We start from the raw sequence: 18443 nt of genomic DNA on the forward strand, positions 1-18443 counted from the left end.
TCACGGGCCTTACAGACGAGCAAGCGATTCATGGAAAATCTGACAATCCTCAAAGGATCGCTGGCTTTGGTGAACTATCCGTTCACCACCCTGCCCCAGGATGTCCTTGAGCTAATGCACCGCTCCTACGAGCCAATCGCGCTCGCCGGAATGGGGCAGCTGATCAAGATTTTCGACGCCTACTGCAACATCACTGGCAGCACCGTCACCTACCTCGGCCTCTCCTCTCCGGGCTTCGAGCGAATCGTCCGTGGCTTCCTTGGAGCTCTGTACGACCCGACCTTCATTGACGTCACGCGACCGCTCTGCAACAGCTACGCTCGTGAGTTCGTGCGCATGCTGCGCGAGATGGCTAAAGAAATCCCGCTGCTTCACACCTTCGAAGGGAACGGCGGCCGCGACGGCTGGCCGAAGTTTAATGAGAAATACTGGGTAGCAATCAAAGGTAATCTTGACCCGCTTGCTGTGAGATTCTGGAACGGCTGGCGCCTTTCTGATATCACGGGAAAAACATCGTACTTAGCGTTACCCAACGTATGGATTTCGCATGGCCCCAATTTTGCCGAAGAAATCTATAAGTGCATCCGCCAGCATTTTCTTAAGATGCGGCGACCACGGAACTCTGAGTTCAACGGTTTCTTAAACTACATTTCAGAACGCGCACAAGCGTGGCCTGCCGAAACGTTCCAGGATCCGATTCAGATCAAGCGCGTGTTTTTGGCCTACATGCTTCACTATTTCACAGACCAGCACGAGCGCGGAATGGACATTCCTACCGCAACAAAAGCATACGCGGCCCTTATTCAATTAGTGAATGCAACGATGCTGGCGTCTGGCACCTGGGCTAAGCCTTATGCCGGAAGCATTCCCAAACCAGCAGTCCAACATGTTCGAGGCGCAGATACTAACAATAAGAAAAATGCCAAGGGGGAAGTGATCAAAGTGAAGCTGATCACCGAAATCCCTTATCACCTAACTGACACCCAGGCAATCGAGCTAATTTTCAAAAGCATCAAAACCGACAATGACGCGCTGTACCGGTGGGCTAACAAAAAAGCCTGGAGTACTTCTAACGCTCAGAAGTCACGGGATAGACTAGCAAAAGTAGGCAATCCCGAAAAAGTTATTTATGCAACCTATGCCGGTTTTGAGGACGTTAAACCTGAAGACGTATGTGCTGCATTCAGAGAGCACGGGTTCGGATATGTTCATGATGGCTTTTCAAAACGGTTCGGGAAAATCATAAACCGAGAATACCTTAACGGCTTCTTACAGGTGCCATCGGCTAACGATCTGTATCCCTTCAAGATCCTTTTAGTGCATGAGTACCCGTGCATCACAGAGTCGTTCCTGGACAACTTTGAGCTTTACGACAAGAAAGGCAATCTGACCGGATTCATCAAACTCGATGGATATTATCAGCTTACCGGGTACAAAGATCGGAAAGGCGGGGCCAACGCCGAGATCAAGATTAAACTGAGACCTCGCGACGCCGTTCGCGTGCGCCAGATCATCCGCAGCACTCAACCGCTGCGCGACTACCTGCGTGCTGAAGGAGACGATGCATGGCGACAACTATTCATCCAGTGCTCCAGAGGCATCACGTACCCCACTAAGATGAAGCCCACGAACTGGAACAGTGGAACGCTAGAAACTCGCTACCAGCACTTAGCTGGAGAGTTCGCTGAAGTCATCGATTTGCCAAAAAAAGAGATCGAAGAGTTCATCTGCCGGATCTCGATCACTTCCCTGAGAGCTACGCGAGCAGTACTGCTCTACATTGCCAACAACAGTCTGACCGAGACCGCTGCCGCACTGGGTCACACTAACGTCTCGCCAGATCTTCTGAGCAGCTATCTGCCCGAGCCGATTCTGGCGTTCTTCCAAACCAGGTGGATTCGAGCATTCCAGCGCGGGATCATTTGCCATGCAATGAAAGACAGCAAACACCTATTGAAAGTGTCGAATTTTCAATCCATGGAAGAGCTGCATAGGTTTTTAGAAAACAATGCGCTCAAGGATATCCCTGAAGCGATGCGTGATCCAGAAGGCTATCGTGCGGCCCGCGAGCGCAAAGGAGAAGAAGCCCCGACAATGAAAGACAAGAAAAACGCGAAGCAAGCAGCAAACGACGACAGTGCTGACCGCGTGATGATCTCTGTCGACGTCGGCATTCTGACAGCCCTCCTATCACTCGAAGAAGCCGTCAGGAAGTCCAATCGTCAATCCGAAATCTGCGCTAAAGCAATGTATTGGGCCCAATTGACCAAGCTCCTCGTGAACGAGATCACCGAAGGTTACGAGTTCGAGCTTCAAGAATACCTGGCTACTGCCAAAACCCAGATTGACGCTAGCCAAATGGAGAGTCTGATTTATGCTGCTGCCGCCTGAGCTGAAATTCCTGTCCCCGCTACTGAACTCTCCGCGCGAAGAGTACAAAGCGGCGCCTTGGCTGCTTAGCGACTTCGATGCGCCCAAGTGGCAGTACTCGTTTGGCTACAAGAAGAATCCCAAAGAGCTCGACTGGGAAATCACGCTTTCGGATGGCAGCTCCCTACTTGACGAGAAGAACGAAGAGCTCTGCTTGGGGTTCAAGTACTACCTTACTTCAAGTACCCGCCGCGACTTTGACCTGGGCACTACCAATGAGCTGGAAGGCCAGCAAGCAAAGCAGTTCGGTAGAGCTTGTCAGATAATCGACTTCTTGCTTATCAACAACGAGCGCTACCAGCTTTCCACGTATGGCCTGGCAGGTCTCACAGGGGGCAATCTCATCGAAATGCTTGAGACCTTCTCCAAAACGCCTTCGAGCGCAGAATCGGTTTACAACTGGACGCCAACGCTTCGAGAGTTCTGTCACAGCATCTTGGCAGACACGAGCGAGATGGAAATTCTCAGCGTGCTCAGAGAGCGTCCCCAGCTTCTCGTTATCACCAACGAGCAGAAGGATGACGACGAGTTGGGCATTCCCCACAAGCTGATTCCACCGATTCGCGCTGCGCTATACATCCGAGGGCTGTATGGTACACCGCAGGTCGAGTATGGCCATCAGCCCAACACTATCAGACTTTCGGGCATCCTGTATCCAAATGTGCTGTGGGGTAAAAACCAGTTCAAGCCAGTTCACTCGATTCTCGGATTCAATGAAGATACGTCACTCTTCACCCGAGAATATCCAGGAGTTCGAACAAACACTGGTGCGCTCGAGCTAATGCGTGACCAGACGTTCTTCAGCTACAGGAGCGCTGTGTATAATCTCGGCACGCTGCACGAAATCGGCCTGCCCGCTCCTACGTCCAAAGCGCTGAAAGAAGCAGATTGCTTCACGCCTGAGCTTGGCACCAAAGGGCGTTTCCGAACCGTGCCGTCGGATCTGGTATTCACCTCTTTGAAGAATGCTATCGATCTGCACATCGATCATGGCTCAAAGATCATTAAAGGCTTCTGCCGTATCGCGAAAGAATGCCAAAAGCGCGGAATTAATCCCTCTGCGCTTTCCGAAGCCGAAGTCAAAAGAATAGTGGGCAAAGACCTGGTCGAACTCGGCGTATCGCGGCTGTCTCTGAGTGCAAGGATCATCGATACCAAGACCTTACGCGAATCGATCAAAGGAGATAAGGAAGAGTACTACACTAATCTGCGGTCAAACGTCGGCCTGTACGATCTGCTTGCCGTGTACGTTGGAGGCATTCAGCTGACTGTCGGTATACTCATGGCAAGACGCGTCAGCGAACTGTACTCTTTGAAAGCTGACAAATGCTTAGATGAGACCGAGGAATGGCTCCTGTTCGGAAATGGCAAGAGCACTAGGCATCTGTTTGGTCTGCGTCGAACCGAAGCTCGTCCAATTGAGCCCATTGCTGTCGACATGATCAAAAATCTGATCAAGATGCAGAAGATCTTGCTAAGAATCGGCTACATTAAGTCATACAAGACGCTTTTTGCGTTGCCGCAAATGCGCGGGACGCGAGAGTTCATCGACTCGAGCAGCAACGCTTACAATCGCAACCTTGACATGTTCTGCGACTATTTTGAAACACCGGTGAATGATGAAGGTCAGCGCTGGTATCTCCGACAGCACCAAATGCGCCGTTTTTTCGCGATGTTGTTTTTCTATTGTGGCAGCTTCTCCAGTTTGGATACGCTTCGCTGGATGCTGGGTCATACAAGTCTGCAGCACGTCTATAATTACATCACTGAGAGCACAGATGGCGCATTGCTCAACTCTGTTGGCGCTCAATTTGCTGCAGAAAACATCCACGTCGGCAATGTCGAGAACTTCACAGTGTTAGCTGAAATGCTCAAGAAACAATATGGCACCGACGATTTCGGGTTGATTCCGAGCTCTGAGTTGGAAGACTATATCGTTGACAAGATCAACGAAGGCATGGTCGAAATTTCGCCTGTGTTTTTCACTGATGCTACGGGTGAGCATATGAAAGTCGTGGCACGCCTCAAAAATGGAGTCGCAGCATGACAGATCGCCCCTCACGTGGCGACGTAGCCAAGACGGGAGTCTTGGCTCTACAACGCCTGCTTGCCCAGGTGATCACAAAGCCGAGCGATTTTGTTGAGGACGCTGAGCTGCGGAGGGCCCTTAACAGCCAAGCTGGCCTGGCTTCGCTGGATCGCGTTGTGAGTGCAGGCGGGGAACCAGCCACCAATACCTTTCCAACCAGTCTCAATACGCTGAAAAAATACAGCGATGAGTGCCTGACCGGTGGCTTCAACAGCCTCAATGCCTTGCGAATGAAGGCGATCGAGGCTTTTGAGCGTGAGGAGCGCAAGAAAGCAAAGAGCAACAAGCGCACCAAGTCAGGGCTCAGCCTCAAGGTTCAAGATGTTGAATCAGAGCTGGAAATGCTGCGCCAGACGAACTACCTGCTGCTCCGAGGCCTTCAGGAGGCGATCGGACAGTTCCGAGACCTCCGTGATGCCAAGGACTTCAAGATCATAGAAAAATGGTCGTCTGACGCGATTGCTAGCCTGTTATCCATCACCAGCCTGTGCATTCCTCCTTTCAATCTCACCGAGACACCGCTGCCCAAGGTCTCATCCAATACCGTGGCTGACATCAATGACTACCGCAAAAAAGAATAAGGAGCGGTCGACGCACAAGCTCTATAGCTTGCTGGGCGAATTTGATACCTTCAGTCACTATTCTGACGGCCGTACAACATTACGGGATGCAACTAACATCCCTTTTATGAATTGGCCGAATGGATCTCCGTGCATCATCGGAAACCTCTATATGCTCAGCCTCTTCAACAGGAAGGGCCGCGGATCAAAGCGCGGTCTATCTCGTTCAGGGCAGGACGGCGGCACGATGGGGGTTTATGCTGCAAGTTTGAGTCAACTATTACGTCGGTGCTACCACGACAAAATAGATCCGATAATGCTAACAGATGGCGATTTCACAGACTACATTACTGAGTTACGGGAAGAACGGTCGCCAATAAGCCCGAGCGAACCGAAGCGAATCGAGGATACCATTTCCGAGATAGGTCGCGTATGGCTTGATTTTCTGGGAGTTGTCGGTCGACTGCATGGCTATCCTAATTTTGTGGCACCCGAAGGCAGGATTCGAGCTACAGAGAAAACATACCAATATAAGGATAAACTAGGCCAAATAAGAACCGAGACATATTTATCACATCACTCCTTTGGCCCTCCCTCACGGAAAAAGAAGATAAACCCAATCACAGCTGAGCAGATAGCGCTTCTTAGAGATACTGCTCGAAAAGAAAAATCGTCTCTGTTCGTAAAAGCAAGACGATCGCTGCTTATTGATTTACTAACTGACACCGGAGCACGACGCTCAGAAATAGAACAGCTTACAATAGATGATATTAAAGCCGCAAAAAAACTAAAAAACCCCACACTGAGACTAACCACCTTAAAGCAGCACGGCGTACTTAGCTTTAGGGAGGTGCCCGTTCTACCCACGCTTCTTCACCACTTGAACAACTATGTGGAAAGGCAGCGTAACGATATCATGAAGAAAAAATACAAAGATGGCACAGACCATCGACGTTTCTTCGTCTCCGAGAGAAATGGCCGACCGCTATCAAGTAAATACTTATACAATGAAATCGAGAAACTAAAAGTAGCATCCGGAATTGAGTCACCTATTTTCCCACACATGTTCAGACACCGCTTTATTACAAAGCTTTTCATAGATCTTATCCGTACGCATCAGATTACGAACGAAGATGAGTTCCGGCGCAACCTGCTAAATACCGAGACTTTTAAAGTTCAGGTGACACAGTGGACAGGGCATCTGGACACAAAGTCGATTAACACTTATTTGCACTTAGCCCTAGCTGCATCAGCGGACTACGCAGAGACTGTGAATACTGTACACATGCAGCGCGCCATGGATGCATACTTCGAACGCGAAGCCGAGCTAACTCGACGCTTGGAAGAAGGTTTGTCGGTGGCGGAATACAAAAAGGAGTTGAAGCTCCTGAAAGAGCTGGTACAGAAAGACTTTGAGGTTGCGCGGGTACGAGAGGCAACGACCAAGACCAAACATCTCTAAGCAAAGGGCTGGCGTGGGCTAGCCCTCCTTCACCAACTTGTTCGCAAGAACTCCTCAGATACCCGCCTTCCCACCCCTGCGCAGAACACATAGGCGGCCTCTCCGATCCCATAGCGGCGACATACCCACGGCATGGGATACAGCTCTGACATCCCTGCGAGATCCGGTAAGGTACCCTGGACAGTCACTCATCAGGGCTGCGAAAGTTGTCGGCTTGCTACGACGACTCTGCAACAGGATACGCACCTGATCTGCTGGGGCAGGTGCTATCCCCGCAAGCGGCGATGTAGAGAGAGAGCGTCCCATTCGCCTAGCGAGACAACCCTACTTCTCCACCCTAGCCTCTTGCCTAGCCCTTAGCTTTGACAACCGATTCAACGACTTTACCTAGCAGCTCAAGCTCACCCTTCTCCAGCTTTCTGGCTTCAAGGATTTCTGTAGACTGATCTTTCTCAAGGGCGGAAACCTTTGAGAAATAGCAGTCGCTTTTCAGAAGCTCCATTAAATTGATCTTCGGTTCGGATTCAGCCGAGAGTATGAGCAGCGCACTGACTTCTTCGCGCCTTCTTGCGATCGACTCGTAATATCTAAATTCATCCATAGCCGATCGATACTGCCTCAGGAAAAAGAAAGCAACAAACTCAATGAAGAACAATATTCCGAACTTTGGCGCCAAAAGTAGCAGCTTATCGATGAGCTGACCTGGCTCATTTAGAACCGGCGTCTGAATGTAGAAAAAAGCAAGGCCGGAAAATGCCACCAAGATACCGAGCAGTAGGTATACGCCAGCACGCCCATAAATGCTTCTAGCCAAATTCCGGGAATTTTCAGCCTGATCAAACAGAAGATCCGTTCCGTTAGCCAAGCGAGAACGCTTTGCATGGCTACCGTCTGAACCATCCCCAGCCTTTGGCGGGGCAGTATATTCTAGACTGACAGAAACCTGATGGAAAGCCTTACCTTTCAGCAAAAACTCCAAAGGAAAGCTTGAAAATATTTGCTTGAAGAATATTGGAAAAAGGATAAATAGCGTAGCAACAATAATCAACCCAAAATTCTCTTGAAGAGAATAATCAATAGCCTGGTACCCATAAACATATGTCTGACGGAAGAACAAAAGGAATGGCACAACCAGCCAGAGAAGCATCTCGACAGACCGCGGAGGCGACCAAACTGATTTTGGATCATTAACCGGTTTATTCATTTACAGGGGCTCAGGCAATGAAAGTACTAAACATCTTCAAAGGGACGCTCTAGCGCATTTGATAAGTAACTACACGATCATAGCTCAATGCCATCAGCGCAGACAATCGGTTGCGATATCATCTCTTTTGATTCCGACGGCCTCACTTCTACTTCCGAGAGCACATCTAGCTGACCCGCCACAGCCAGGCGGTCACTCCATGTCCAGAGCAGCGACGGACACGAGCGATAGGCGACACCTCCCTCGACAACCAAGAGCTTGGCCGTCACTCCTTGTCGAAGCTCAACGTCCTGCTTTGTTGGATTGACGTAGATGGCATGAGCTAAGCGCCGTCGAAAGCTTGTACCAATCTCGTACTCCAGCTAGCCAGGCAGTGGCTGTTACGGCAGGATTGGAATCCACAGCTCTTATCCAATAGACCACGTCATTCCTCCGTTCTTTGAGCAGTATGATGAGGCATACGAGATTTGAGCTCGGCCTACGGATACCCGTGCTACTAACCGCCACGGACAGCTGAGAAATACGCCATGCCAGTCGATTACCCAACGCTAGATGATGCACAGGAAAAGCGCATCGCCGCCGTTCACGGGGGCTTCCTTTATCAGCATCTGTTTGCTGTCGGCTGTCTGCTGAAAGCCAGCGGCTCAAACGTATCGCATGTGGTGATTGAGCGTGACGAGGATGTCGAAATAGCCCTTGCGGACACCCGCATCTACGTCCAGGTCAAAACGCGTATCGAGCCGCTTGTGCCTAGCGACCTCGGCACTGCCTTTGACCGCTTCCAACAAATTCGCAATCTGCACACTCAAGGACACCGCCACGGCAAGCCTATTTTCGTGATTGCCTCGAACCAGCCCCCAGGCCCGAAGCTTAGTGCGAGCATCAGTCGCAAGGAGCTCGGAGATGACGTTCAATTCGTTTATCCAGGTCAGGCGATGCCGACGGAGCTAGCTTGTTTGCCTGCATGCCAGCCTGGCTTGGCAAGTGCTGTGACTGACTGCGTGAGATTGGCAGAAATGGTACCCCATGCATTGCTAGCTCCGGAGTCGCTGGTTTGGAAGCTGGTGGGAAAGGTGCAAGCCGCAGCCACTGGTCGCGAAGATCTGGGAGGCTACACCTTTGATGCAAAGGAGCTGCACTCGCTCTTCGAACAGCTTCTAAAACAGCTGCAACGGTTGCCGGCACTACCAGCGCACTACCTCCCACAGATAGACGAACCAGCACTCGTCAACAAAGAGCGAATTCGGATCATTTGTGGCTTTTCTGGGGCAGGAAAAACATCATGGTTTGCTCAAGCTGCGATACGCACCCCTGAACCGTGTGTTTACTTCAACACTCGCGAAACCGCAGGCCAAGCCCTCGGTCGCTCACTGACGAGAGAGATTGCGGGTGCTGTTGTTGAGAATCCTCATGAGATCGAGGAGCTCTTCGCAACCGGCGCCTCCGGCATCGACTCATTGACCGCGCTAGATCGTCACTTAGAGGAGCAGGGCATAAGGCCATTGGTGGTGATCGACAATGCTCACGAGCTCCCAGCCGCTGACCTGCAGGCGGTTTTCGGATGCACCCCAAATCTGCGCTTCATTCTGCTGTGTCAGCCCCTGGGATCAATTCAGGAGCTGGAGCAATTATGTGGTTTGCGTCGAGAGCTTCTTCAGGGTTGGAGCCTCGATTCCGTCGCCGCAGAAACGTCTCGCCTGGGCGCGATTGGCGACATCGAAACACTGGAAAAATTGCGCATTTTGACGGCTGGGATGCCACTGTATCTACAAAGCGCAGCCCGGCTGGCGGCTCAGGATTACGCAGGTGACCTAGCACGGCTGTGCGCAGCACTTGAGCAGCAGGCCACACTGGAAACGACCGTGCAGGAACTCATCCTGACCAAGGTGTACCAAGGGCTCCCAGTACCCAGCCAGCAAATCGTTACGCTGTTGAGCATGGTGGATGTCGCCATCTCCCAAGAGGAACTGCTGGAATTGATGCAGTGCTATGCCGATTTATCAACCGTTGCCGTCAACACGGCAGTGCGGACTTTGCGCCCACTCGGAGTCCTGGAGGTTCAAGGTAACCGCGAGATTAAACTCCACGATGCCATGCGGCTGATTGGGGCTGGCCAATCTCACACGGTGGAGGAAGAACACCTAATCGCGACGAAAAATTTGCTGAAAGACCTTCTACTGACGTCATTGCTGCAGACGCGGAGCTTCCACCGATTGAGACTTCTTGTCCGTACATTGTTGGATCTGCATGAGCACGAGTTCCTAATCGAGCTGGCTGGCGAAGAGCTGTTCAAGGAGACGGGGCTGGGAGCAATGGTTATCGAGTTTTTGGAGGCAATCTCCACCGCACCAGGACTTGATCCCGAGACCAGATACTGGGCAGTCGACTCCCTGTTTTTCCTACTCCACCAATCGGACGAGGAGCGCAACAAGCCAGAACACCTCGCGTTGATGGCTAGATTGGTTCACGAGAGCACACTTTCCGACCGAGCAGTCATCTCCTATCACCTCAAACACATGGATTGGCTGGGTATGCAGGGAGACGCATTCAGCGTGCACCAAACTATCGAGCTCGTTAATCGATTGCCGGGGCTCACGGCCGAACGTATACCGAGGTTTCACTACAACGCCGCCGTCGCTTTGTGGCGAGTAGGTGAGCATCATCTCGCCGAAAGGTACGTAGATATGGCCATCAAATACTATCTTGACGCCCTAAAAATTAATGAAGAGTGGATCCTAGGTCGATCAGTGATGGATGTAGCAGATCACCTAGAAGAATCATCTGCTGAACTTGAGGCCGTGAATCACCTCGCAGGGGCCTACGATGTGAAATCCATGCTGATGAAATTGCGTGGGATTAATCCATTAACCTATCGCCTCTTTTCCTTCAAATTCTATTGCTGCGTCCAAGCATTCAGTTCAATTGTCAAGGTGGGGCTGGATGCCGCCCAAGACTGGATAGATCTCAGAGAATTCACTTCCGCCCGAGGAATGATGGAATCAACAATCATTCCTCTCATCACCCAGGCCCAACTTCTGAACGAGCTGACCAGTGCGAGAAGCTTCTACGCCGTGATCCTCGCCTACTGTGGTGATCTTAAGAGTGCTGACAAGGAAATGGCTGCACTTGCTCCGTTCCGCTCCGGTCTTTCAGAAGAAAAGCGCGACGAATACGATTTTCAGCTTCAGCTCATTGAAGACATTCGGGCTGGTCGAATCGTGTGACCATGCGACGTCACTCAAAGCGATCAGAAAGAGCTGAGAATAAGAACATTGCTGGGCCGGCTGGCAGGTGGGATTACGAGAAGGCGTGCTGAGTACCGCTCTGGATCAGACGTTATCCGCGCCGTGCCTTCGAAAGTCGTGAGAAGGTCAAATCCCACCAAACCGCCAGCCGAAAGGCGTAGCGAGAAGGCAATTGATCGACTAGACAAGTAATAACCACACAGCAACGAGACAGAGGTGGCTACGGCGTTAGGTCTAATTTTTAGGGCAGAGCACGAGCTGCGCGCCGATGATGGACGCAAACGCTACGAAATATCTAATGAAGAGCTCACGATGGAAATCGCTTTAGGGCTTCCGGGAGAGGATCGATTGAGCGCTATCGTGACCGCTTCAGGGATGCAGGTCAGAACGATCGACGATGGGGGGGACGCCTTTTGCTGGTGCCGTGAACGCCATCATGGCGCGCAGACGTAGCATTCAGCCCGACGCCCCACTCATCTGCTGATGGGGCCATATAACCACGCTGTTGATGACGGCTCTCAGCGCGGTTATCAGAGACTAGGCCGCGACGACAGCCTTCGGGCTTCCGCCACGCTGGATAAATGCATCAATCCGACGACGGATTTGCCTCATCTTTTCAACACTGAATTTTTCGCCACCTTCACCGAACATATCCGAGTGATCAAGCATGAACCGTATGCTAGCCACATGGTTCATCTTGTCGTCATCAGACTGTTCCTCGAAAACGACCACGATCAGTGGATCATTGTCGCGATTATCGACAATTCGCGCATGGTAGAGGCCTGTATACCAAGGGGTAGACCCAGGAACCGAGTTGGAGTCCTTGATACGCCCCCACTTCCGATCAGCATTTTCCGCGTAGATTTCGATGAAGCCCTGCTTCGACCAAAGGGCGATCAGGTCAGCCAGATGCTCAAGATAGCTTTCAGCGGTGTCGTAGTCGTAGCCAATTTCATCGCTGATCTCGAAGAAGAGATCGTGAATGTAGACGCTGCTGATGGGTTGCTGAGTAACGCTTTTGTCAGTGGGAGACGCTTGCATGGTGGAGAGAACGTTCCTTCGAAAGAGCTAATGCTTTCCGGAGGTTCTCAAGAATAGAAGCCCGATCCGGTGCGCTGACTTTTGTGCCACCCACGCCATTACCCAGCTCAACCAGAGTCTTCACCTCGGGTCGAACAGCTTCGGTACGGTTGGTCATAGCGATAACCTCATAAAGGGATTTAAATCCAGCCCTTGCCCTTCAAAGGTATCAAATTTGATCAACGGTAGCAATGCAGTGGGATCCGAAAATCGGATCCGAACCCTCAATGTCCCTCGCAATGTGAACGCTGACCAGCAACGCCCTGGCAGGACTTGAAGCCCCGTAGCCGCTAAGAACCGCTATCAGCCACCTATCAGCGGGCGCGGCTGCTTCATTACCAGAGAAAGCCAGAGAGATGTCTGACTGGCGCCAGAAGTGCTGTGCGCGAATTTTCACGGTCACACTAGGTCAGCACGTGACTTCCGCCCCGTGGTGAAAACGCCGCCCCAGTGCACAGAGTAGCCGGCTCCACGACCCCGGAGCCACGATGCCAGCTAGACAAGCAGCCTCACAGCTCCGGCACCCAATCATCAGCGGATGACCGAGCCGTCGACTCCCATGATTGATCTGAAAGCAACGCCATGGGCCTCAAAGCCGAGCCGGGGCCAGTCAGATTTGTAATCCAAGCAATCGTGATGGTGTCCATGCACAACCATTTTGGCCCCCATGGATAATGCGAGCTCATCGATTTCATAGAAGCCATGCGGATGGCAGCTTGGAGCTTCGTGGGTTACTAAGATGTCCGCCCTTTCAAGCGCGAGTGAAAAATAGTCGTCTGGGAAAATTGCCGACAGCGCGTGCTGCTTTTTCGTCGCAAGGACATCAGCGTGCTGCGGCTTGAGAGCCAAACGCTCAAGAAAGTCGTCGTAGTTTTGAATCCCTGTATCAGGACTCCCCGGACGCCAAACTGGAGGCTCAAAAGTACCTCCTAGTCCACCAACGCGGTAGCCAGCGATTTCGACTACACGTCCATGCAAGCTGCGCTCGGACAGGCCGCTGCCATACAGATTATGCCAATAAGAGAGTTCGTCGACGTCGTGGTTACCATGGATGAACCATACCTCCGTGAGCCCTAAGATCGGCCGAAGGATGACGTCTAAGGGTAGGCTACATTCAAGGTCACCCAAGAAGACCACTGCCTCGGGCCGATGGCTTTTCACGAGTCGGATCACATGATCAAAACGGCCATGAACGTCCCCGAGGAACCAAATCATTTTTTAGACCCTGCTGCAAAGTCGCGATTCATCAACGCCTGGATGAAGCGTAAGCGGATGGCGAACACACCTTCAAAATCCCCAGATTAAGGGCGATGGTGTCCACCTAAATATACGTGGACACCATTACCCTTAATTTAAGGAGCACCATGCGTCAGCGCATCTCTTATCCCAAACCCTTCAAGGCCCAGATTGTTCAGGAATGTCTCAATCCTGATGTGTCCATCGCCAGCGTGGCGCTGCGGCACGGTATCAACGCCAATCTGGTTCGCAAGTGGATTCCCATCTATCGTGACCGGCAGGCTTCTGCCTTGCCTGCATTTGTACCGGTGAAGCTTGAGACCGCTGTGGCGACGCCTGCTCGCCAGGATGTTGCCCGCATCCATATTTCTTCCGGGCAACTAACAGTCACTATGAACTGGCCGATCTCCGACCCAGCGGGCTGTGCCCGCTTTATCAGCAGCCTCTCCCAGTGATCCGCATCGACGCCATCTGGCTCGCCACTGAGCCCATGGACATGCGTGCCGGCACCGATACGGCGTTGGCTCGTGTGGTCGCGGTGTTCGGTGCGGCGAAGCCGCACTGCGCTTATCTGTTCGCCAACGGCCGCGCCAACCGAATGAAAGTGCTCGTACATGACGGCGTGGGTATCGCGAACCGGTGATACATAGCTTCTATTGGGATCTACGATCCGTCAGGCCTGGCCCGCTTGGAAGAGGCCTACGACAGAAGGCCTGGCGAAGCGCTAGCTCGGGCTACGGCCTGGGGAGCTGATCGGGCCAAGTGTTTTCTCGAAGTGCACCCTTGTAGTCGAAAGCCGTCTTGGCCTTCTTGCAACAGCAACCGTACGGATGATCTTAGAAGGTGGGTGTGCCCTACCCTGTCCGATGCACTGAGGCTCGCGTAATCCGCAGCAGCGATTACGCGAGCCTCAGGCGAGACAGCTGACTGTATCTGGTGATCAGTCTGCTATGAGCCCACGCTGACGCCACCGGGCTCGAACGAAGTCGTTGTAGCGATAGCCCTCTCCCAACTCGAGATGATCCGCGTGATCGCAGACGATGATCTGCGGCATCACACCTGTCTCGTGCTTGGTCTGATCGCAGAATCGGGCAAGTTGGGTGAACATGTTGGCCACTGCATCCAGGTCATCATGCCAATCCACCCCGTTGTTCTCCTCCGAGCGGAGGTTTGCCGGGTCGAACTCATCCCCATGGTCAGCTGAAGGGAAGTAGACCTGGGTCGGCTGATCGAGGAAAAGGATCGGTGGAATCTTGCAGTCCTCGGCTCGCGCCGCAAATTGGTAATGGAGCGCCATGAACAGCGTTAGGTGGGAATATAGCCAGTTGGCACCGCTACCCATGGATCGCAGGAACACTTTTTTGAACGCGTCCTTTTCATGCCACAAATCGAACGTGTTCAGGTCGAATTTGAGTGAGCCCGTCCTGTAATGCTTCTCGAAGGGGAAGCCTTTACCCAGCTCCTTCATCTTCTTGTTGATATCACGCGTCAGCCGATCCAGTTCGACTTCGACGTCATACGAGCCCAGAAGCTCATTCAATGCCGCAACCTTTTCCTCCCAGTAAGCTGCCATATCCTTCGAATCGGAAGGCACATCTTCTAGGAATTTCTCGATCTCGATCTCGAGCCGCATCTTCGTTTTCTTCGGGGCATCCTCCAAGGCGTTCGCCTCTGCGCGCCTTGCCTCTTGCTCTTCAAAGGGCTTGAGCGCCCCTTGGACTTCCCTGATCTGCAGACGAATAGCCTTGATCTCTGCCTTCAGCTCACGGCTTTCCTGCCCTAGGCTCTCCCGGGCATACGACGAAAGCTTCAATTGGCCGTTCAGCCACTCGATGGCCTCGGTTAGCTTATTGGCTTGGTCTTCCGGGATGTCAGAATGAGATTCGCACACGGGGCAGAAGGTGTGATCGAGGCTGGTAGAACGAGGTACCGGCAGTGACGCGAAATTGGCACCGATACCTTTGGCGTGCTCAACAGAACGATCCAGAAGATCGCTCCTGCCCAGCGCTGAGCGGAGCTCCAGAACAAGGTTGGCCTTCTTCTCTCGCAGCGATGCCACGGTGGCTTCGTAATCATCAGCCAGGCCGTCGACCAAAACTGGGGTGCCCTCCAGTTGCCGCAACGCTGCTTTAGGCTTGATAAAAATCTCCTCAGCAGTCATGTCGAACAGGGGTTTGCCTGCGAGGGCTTTGTACTCGGAAAGGAGCCGCTCGAACTTGCCGATGGTGGCTTCTCGCTGCTTGTCGTCCTTCGTAATCTTGAGCTTGGCTCGACGCAGCTCGTACGAGGCCTCAGTGAGCTCTTTGGCGATATCGAAGTACTCCTCGCCTACGATACCCATCAGGATCTTGAAGTGATCGATCGCCTGATCTCGTTTAACCTTCTCGTCGAAGCGGTAGAAAATCGCGTGCTTGTTCGCTACCAGGTTCTGGTGCTGGAGCATCAATGACGGGAAGCTGCGTATCGACGGCGTTGCACCTTTCTTACCGGTGACCTCTTGGTACATTGGGTCGACGTCGATGTTCTCCAAGGTCACGCCGAAGTACCTGCCAAGGCTCTTGAGATACGGATCACGGTGGACGAAGTATCGATCCTCAAAGAAGTAGTCGACGTGCTTCATGGTCTCGATGATTTCAGTAGCGTCCGACTCGAAAGCCTCACGGAGGAAACAACGTTTCGAGCCCGCCACCCGTCCCGTCACAAGGGTAAGCGCGGGGAACTGCAGGACTGTGAAAAACATCTCACCACGTTCGGTGAGCTTGCCATCCGGGATGGTGTCCTCACTGCTACCAAGGCAGTAATCGAAGATCTCCAGGATCGCGCTTTTACCAGTGGACGACCTGCCCGTGATGATATTCAGGCCTGGGGTCAGCGGGACGTAGTGCAGTTCCTTGTTCTTGTCCACGACACCGATGTAGCTAACGTAGCAATTCATAGCGATTTGAGCCCCAGCGACCTGTAAATAGAAACGACAGTTTCACCGTTAAAAACCACCGCCAGCTTTCTTGCGTACTTCATGAGCTTGTCGTCGGCGTTCTCTTCACGGATTTTCCCTTGCGACGCGACCGACATGTCGTCGGCGATCTGAATGCTCCTTTCTGACGTCAGGATCAGCAGGGCTGCATTGGTGATTGGCTTGAACTCTTCGATACGTAGCTCAAGGCCTAGAACGCGGCTTGGCTCCTGCAGCAGCGTACGCATCGAGCTATTCCTGTTAGCGTTATGCAGGAATTTGTGAAGCGGCTTGTACGTCACCAGCGGGAGGATCAGGTAGCTGAGCAAAACGTCCTTCTCGGTGCCATCCCAGTGGTCATAGAAGGAATGGATTACCGGCGCGAGAGCAAAGGGAGTTCTGCGTAGGGTGTAGATGTGATCCGCAGCGTTTTTACTCATCCCAGAGCCTCCAGTAGAACTCATCTTCCACCTTGTCGGCCTTCACATCTGCGAGCATGTGGTAGATGCCGTTGCGAAATTCCGTGGTTGTGTCTTCAAAGGTTTTCAGCTTCTCGACTTGAGCAGAATGCTGGGCGTAGAAAAACTTCAAGGAATGGCGCTTGAGCTGGATAGGGCATGTCTCACCCATGCAGTCGATCATCGCCTCCTGCCGCCCATCTTGGTGACGATCGAAGTGGTTTTTCTGGTAGCGCTTGATGTCGAATGGCGAAGCCAGGCTGTCCGTGTACAGCTGGTCAATGACCTCGCCAGCGATCAGCAACTCCAAGGCAGCCTTCTTGAGCCGCTTCTCGCCTTCGATCTCAAAAATTTTCTTCACGAAAGGTCGGTCAGCGATCTCTGCTAGGTCGATACTCTGCTCCAAGGCATCGACATCAACCTCCGGGAAGATGCTGGAGTGCGACATATAGCGCTTCGTCAGCTCAGCGACCTTGGCGGTGAACTCTTCACAGGTGATCTCCCAGCCGGCCTCGATGTACTTGGTACTGCCGATGAAGCCGAGAATGTCATCGATGAAGCTTTGATGCTTGGACTCCCGGATCGCCCTGAGGTGGCCAACCTTAAAGTCGTGAATGCGTTGCTGGAGCGAAGGCGATCCGGTGAGGAATACGACCTTGTCCAAAATCTCCAAGAGGTCATCCTTCAGCGCGGGATCCATGACCGAACGCTGCAGCGCCAGTCCCTCGGACGGTTCTTTACCACTGGAAGCAGCGAACTTCTTCTCGGCGGGCTCGTAGATGGCAGCGAGAAGCACATACTTCTCAGCGGCGGTGCTGATATTCCAATCCTTCAGGGTCGACCTCGCCGAAAACTGCTGGTTTGTCACCAGCAGCAGGCTCTCATAGGCTCGATGGTCAAATGCTGGATGCAGCCAGTTGTTGATGGTGTTCCAGATATTCTGATGCCCGTCCCGCAGGGTGCCGGTGTAAAGCTTGACCTCTACCTGAGCTACGTCCTCCAGCGTCACATCGCCGTAGACCTCGATCCACAGGCGCTTGCCCTTTTCGAGCTTATAGCAATATTCAAGCGCAACGACGAGCTGATACTGGAGCGCCTCGAATAACTTTGTCGCGTCAAAAGGTAATTTGTCAGGAGATTTGTCCATAAAGATTCCGCGAGCGCCCTAAATGGGCACGTAAGTTATCAAGGATCGCTTCAACACTGCTGCCCTTCGATATTCTAATACGTAGTCATCACTGTACAAAAACACAGCCATCTGAAGCAGGTACTGTACAAAAATACAGCTCAGAATAGTTGGTCGGCCAGATAGTAACACCGCGAAAAGGACAATCGCAAAGAATGTTTAACGGTATGTTAACCGCATACTCTGACAGAGTATAAAAACAGTATGCTAAGAGCATCCTCTTAATTTGATTTGTTTGACGTCAATTTCTCAATCCTAATGAGGATTGTTGTGTTAGGCCTCAACTTTTAACCCCAGCCAAAATTTGATGGAGTTCTTGTGTCTCGCTGCAAGTCCCAATCCCTTGCAGAAGATGCGCGCGCCCCGCTCATCGACCCGATGCCTGCCCCTTTCCACAATTCGAATCTCCGATCCCCAGAGCCTCACGCCCGACGATAGGCGTCCACAAGTAGCCGGACTCTTCGAGCCGGATTAGCAACGATGGTAAGCCATCTCATGAGGGGAGCAGAGTGTCTAAGACGGCGGCCTGGCCAAATGAGA

General features: G+C 52.4%; 13 protein-coding genes. 7 read left to right on the top strand and 6 right to left on the bottom strand.

Features of this window, described 5'->3' with window-relative positions; genetic code table 11:
- Positions 1-30: 30 nt before the first annotated feature.
- The 4 genes from JNA92_RS06305 to JNA92_RS06320 are packed head-to-tail and all read left to right on the top strand — an operon-like array spanning position 31 to position 6541.
- The gene (locus JNA92_RS06305; RefSeq protein WP_241803897.1) at positions 31-2391 is read left to right on the top strand and encodes a hypothetical protein; all 2361 of its coding nucleotides are present in this window, start codon (positions 31-33) and stop codon (positions 2389-2391) included.
- The gene (locus tag JNA92_RS06310; protein ID WP_241803898.1) at positions 2375-4477 is read left to right on the top strand and encodes an integrase; all 2103 of its coding nucleotides are present in this window, start codon (positions 2375-2377) and stop codon (positions 4475-4477) included. Before JNA92_RS06305 ends, JNA92_RS06310 begins: the two co-directional genes overlap by 17 nt.
- A complete protein-coding gene (locus JNA92_RS06315) occupies positions 4474-5100 on the top strand; it encodes a hypothetical protein (RefSeq protein ID WP_241803899.1) in 627 nt (208 codons plus the stop codon). Before JNA92_RS06310 ends, JNA92_RS06315 begins: the two co-directional genes overlap by 4 nt.
- Complete coding sequence (locus tag JNA92_RS06320; RefSeq protein WP_241803900.1) at positions 5078-6541, top strand: tyrosine-type recombinase/integrase; 1464 nt, start codon at positions 5078-5080, stop codon at positions 6539-6541. The genes JNA92_RS06315 and JNA92_RS06320 overlap by 23 nt, the downstream gene beginning before the upstream one ends.
- A gap of 349 nt (positions 6542-6890) precedes the next feature.
- Here the strand turns inward: JNA92_RS06320 and JNA92_RS06325 are convergent, their stop codons facing one another.
- On the bottom strand, positions 6891-7745 hold the full coding sequence (locus JNA92_RS06325; protein ID WP_241803901.1) for a hypothetical protein: 855 nt from the start codon (positions 7743-7745) through the stop codon (positions 6891-6893).
- A gap of 527 nt (positions 7746-8272) precedes the next feature.
- Between JNA92_RS06325 and JNA92_RS06330 the strand changes: the two genes are divergently transcribed.
- Positions 8273-10969: an ATP-binding protein gene (locus JNA92_RS06330; protein WP_241803902.1), complete on the top strand. Its 2697-nt coding sequence runs from the start codon at positions 8273-8275 to the stop codon at positions 10967-10969.
- A gap of 558 nt (positions 10970-11527) precedes the next feature.
- Here the strand turns inward: JNA92_RS06330 and JNA92_RS06335 are convergent.
- Positions 11528-12031 carry a hypothetical protein gene (locus tag JNA92_RS06335; protein WP_241803903.1) on the bottom strand — a complete coding sequence of 168 codons (504 nt, stop codon included), beginning with the start codon at positions 12029-12031 and terminating at the stop codon, positions 11528-11530.
- A 570-nt stretch (positions 12032-12601) separates the two neighbouring features.
- Positions 12602-13285, bottom strand: a complete 684-nt coding sequence (locus tag JNA92_RS06340) for a metallophosphoesterase family protein (RefSeq protein ID WP_241803904.1) — start codon at positions 13283-13285, stop codon at positions 12602-12604.
- A 149-nt stretch (positions 13286-13434) separates the two neighbouring features.
- Here JNA92_RS06340 and tnpA point away from each other — a divergent pair, with 149 nt between their 5' ends.
- Complete coding sequence (gene tnpA, locus JNA92_RS06345; RefSeq protein WP_241803905.1) at positions 13435-13761, top strand: IS66-like element accessory protein TnpA; 327 nt, start codon at positions 13435-13437, stop codon at positions 13759-13761.
- The gene (gene tnpB / locus JNA92_RS06350) at positions 13758-13949 is read left to right on the top strand and encodes an IS66 family insertion sequence element accessory protein TnpB (protein ID WP_241803906.1); all 192 of its coding nucleotides are present in this window, start codon (positions 13758-13760) and stop codon (positions 13947-13949) included. Before tnpA ends, tnpB begins: the two co-directional genes overlap by 4 nt.
- Before the next feature lie 297 nt (positions 13950-14246).
- Here the strand turns inward: tnpB and JNA92_RS06355 are convergent, their stop codons facing one another.
- Genes JNA92_RS06355 through JNA92_RS06365 form a run of 3 tightly spaced genes read right to left on the bottom strand, consistent with a single transcriptional unit; the run spans position 14247 to position 17864 of the window.
- Positions 14247-16241, bottom strand: coding sequence for a DUF3732 domain-containing protein (locus JNA92_RS06355; RefSeq protein ID WP_241803907.1), 1995 nt, complete (start codon positions 16239-16241; stop codon positions 14247-14249).
- Entirely contained in the window at positions 16238-16699 is a 462-nt protein-coding gene (locus JNA92_RS06360; protein WP_241803908.1) for a three component ABC system middle component, read from the bottom strand. The genes JNA92_RS06355 and JNA92_RS06360 overlap by 4 nt, the downstream gene beginning before the upstream one ends.
- Positions 16692-17864: a hypothetical protein gene (locus JNA92_RS06365; RefSeq protein ID WP_241803909.1), complete on the bottom strand. Its 1173-nt coding sequence runs from the start codon at positions 17862-17864 to the stop codon at positions 16692-16694. Before JNA92_RS06365 ends, JNA92_RS06360 begins: the two co-directional genes overlap by 8 nt.
- Positions 17865-18443: the final 579 nt, after the last annotated feature.

Source organism: Pseudomonas putida (assembly GCF_022627325.1).
In the GTDB taxonomy this organism is placed as follows: Bacteria; Pseudomonadota; Gammaproteobacteria; order Pseudomonadales; family Pseudomonadaceae; genus Aquipseudomonas; species Aquipseudomonas putida_X.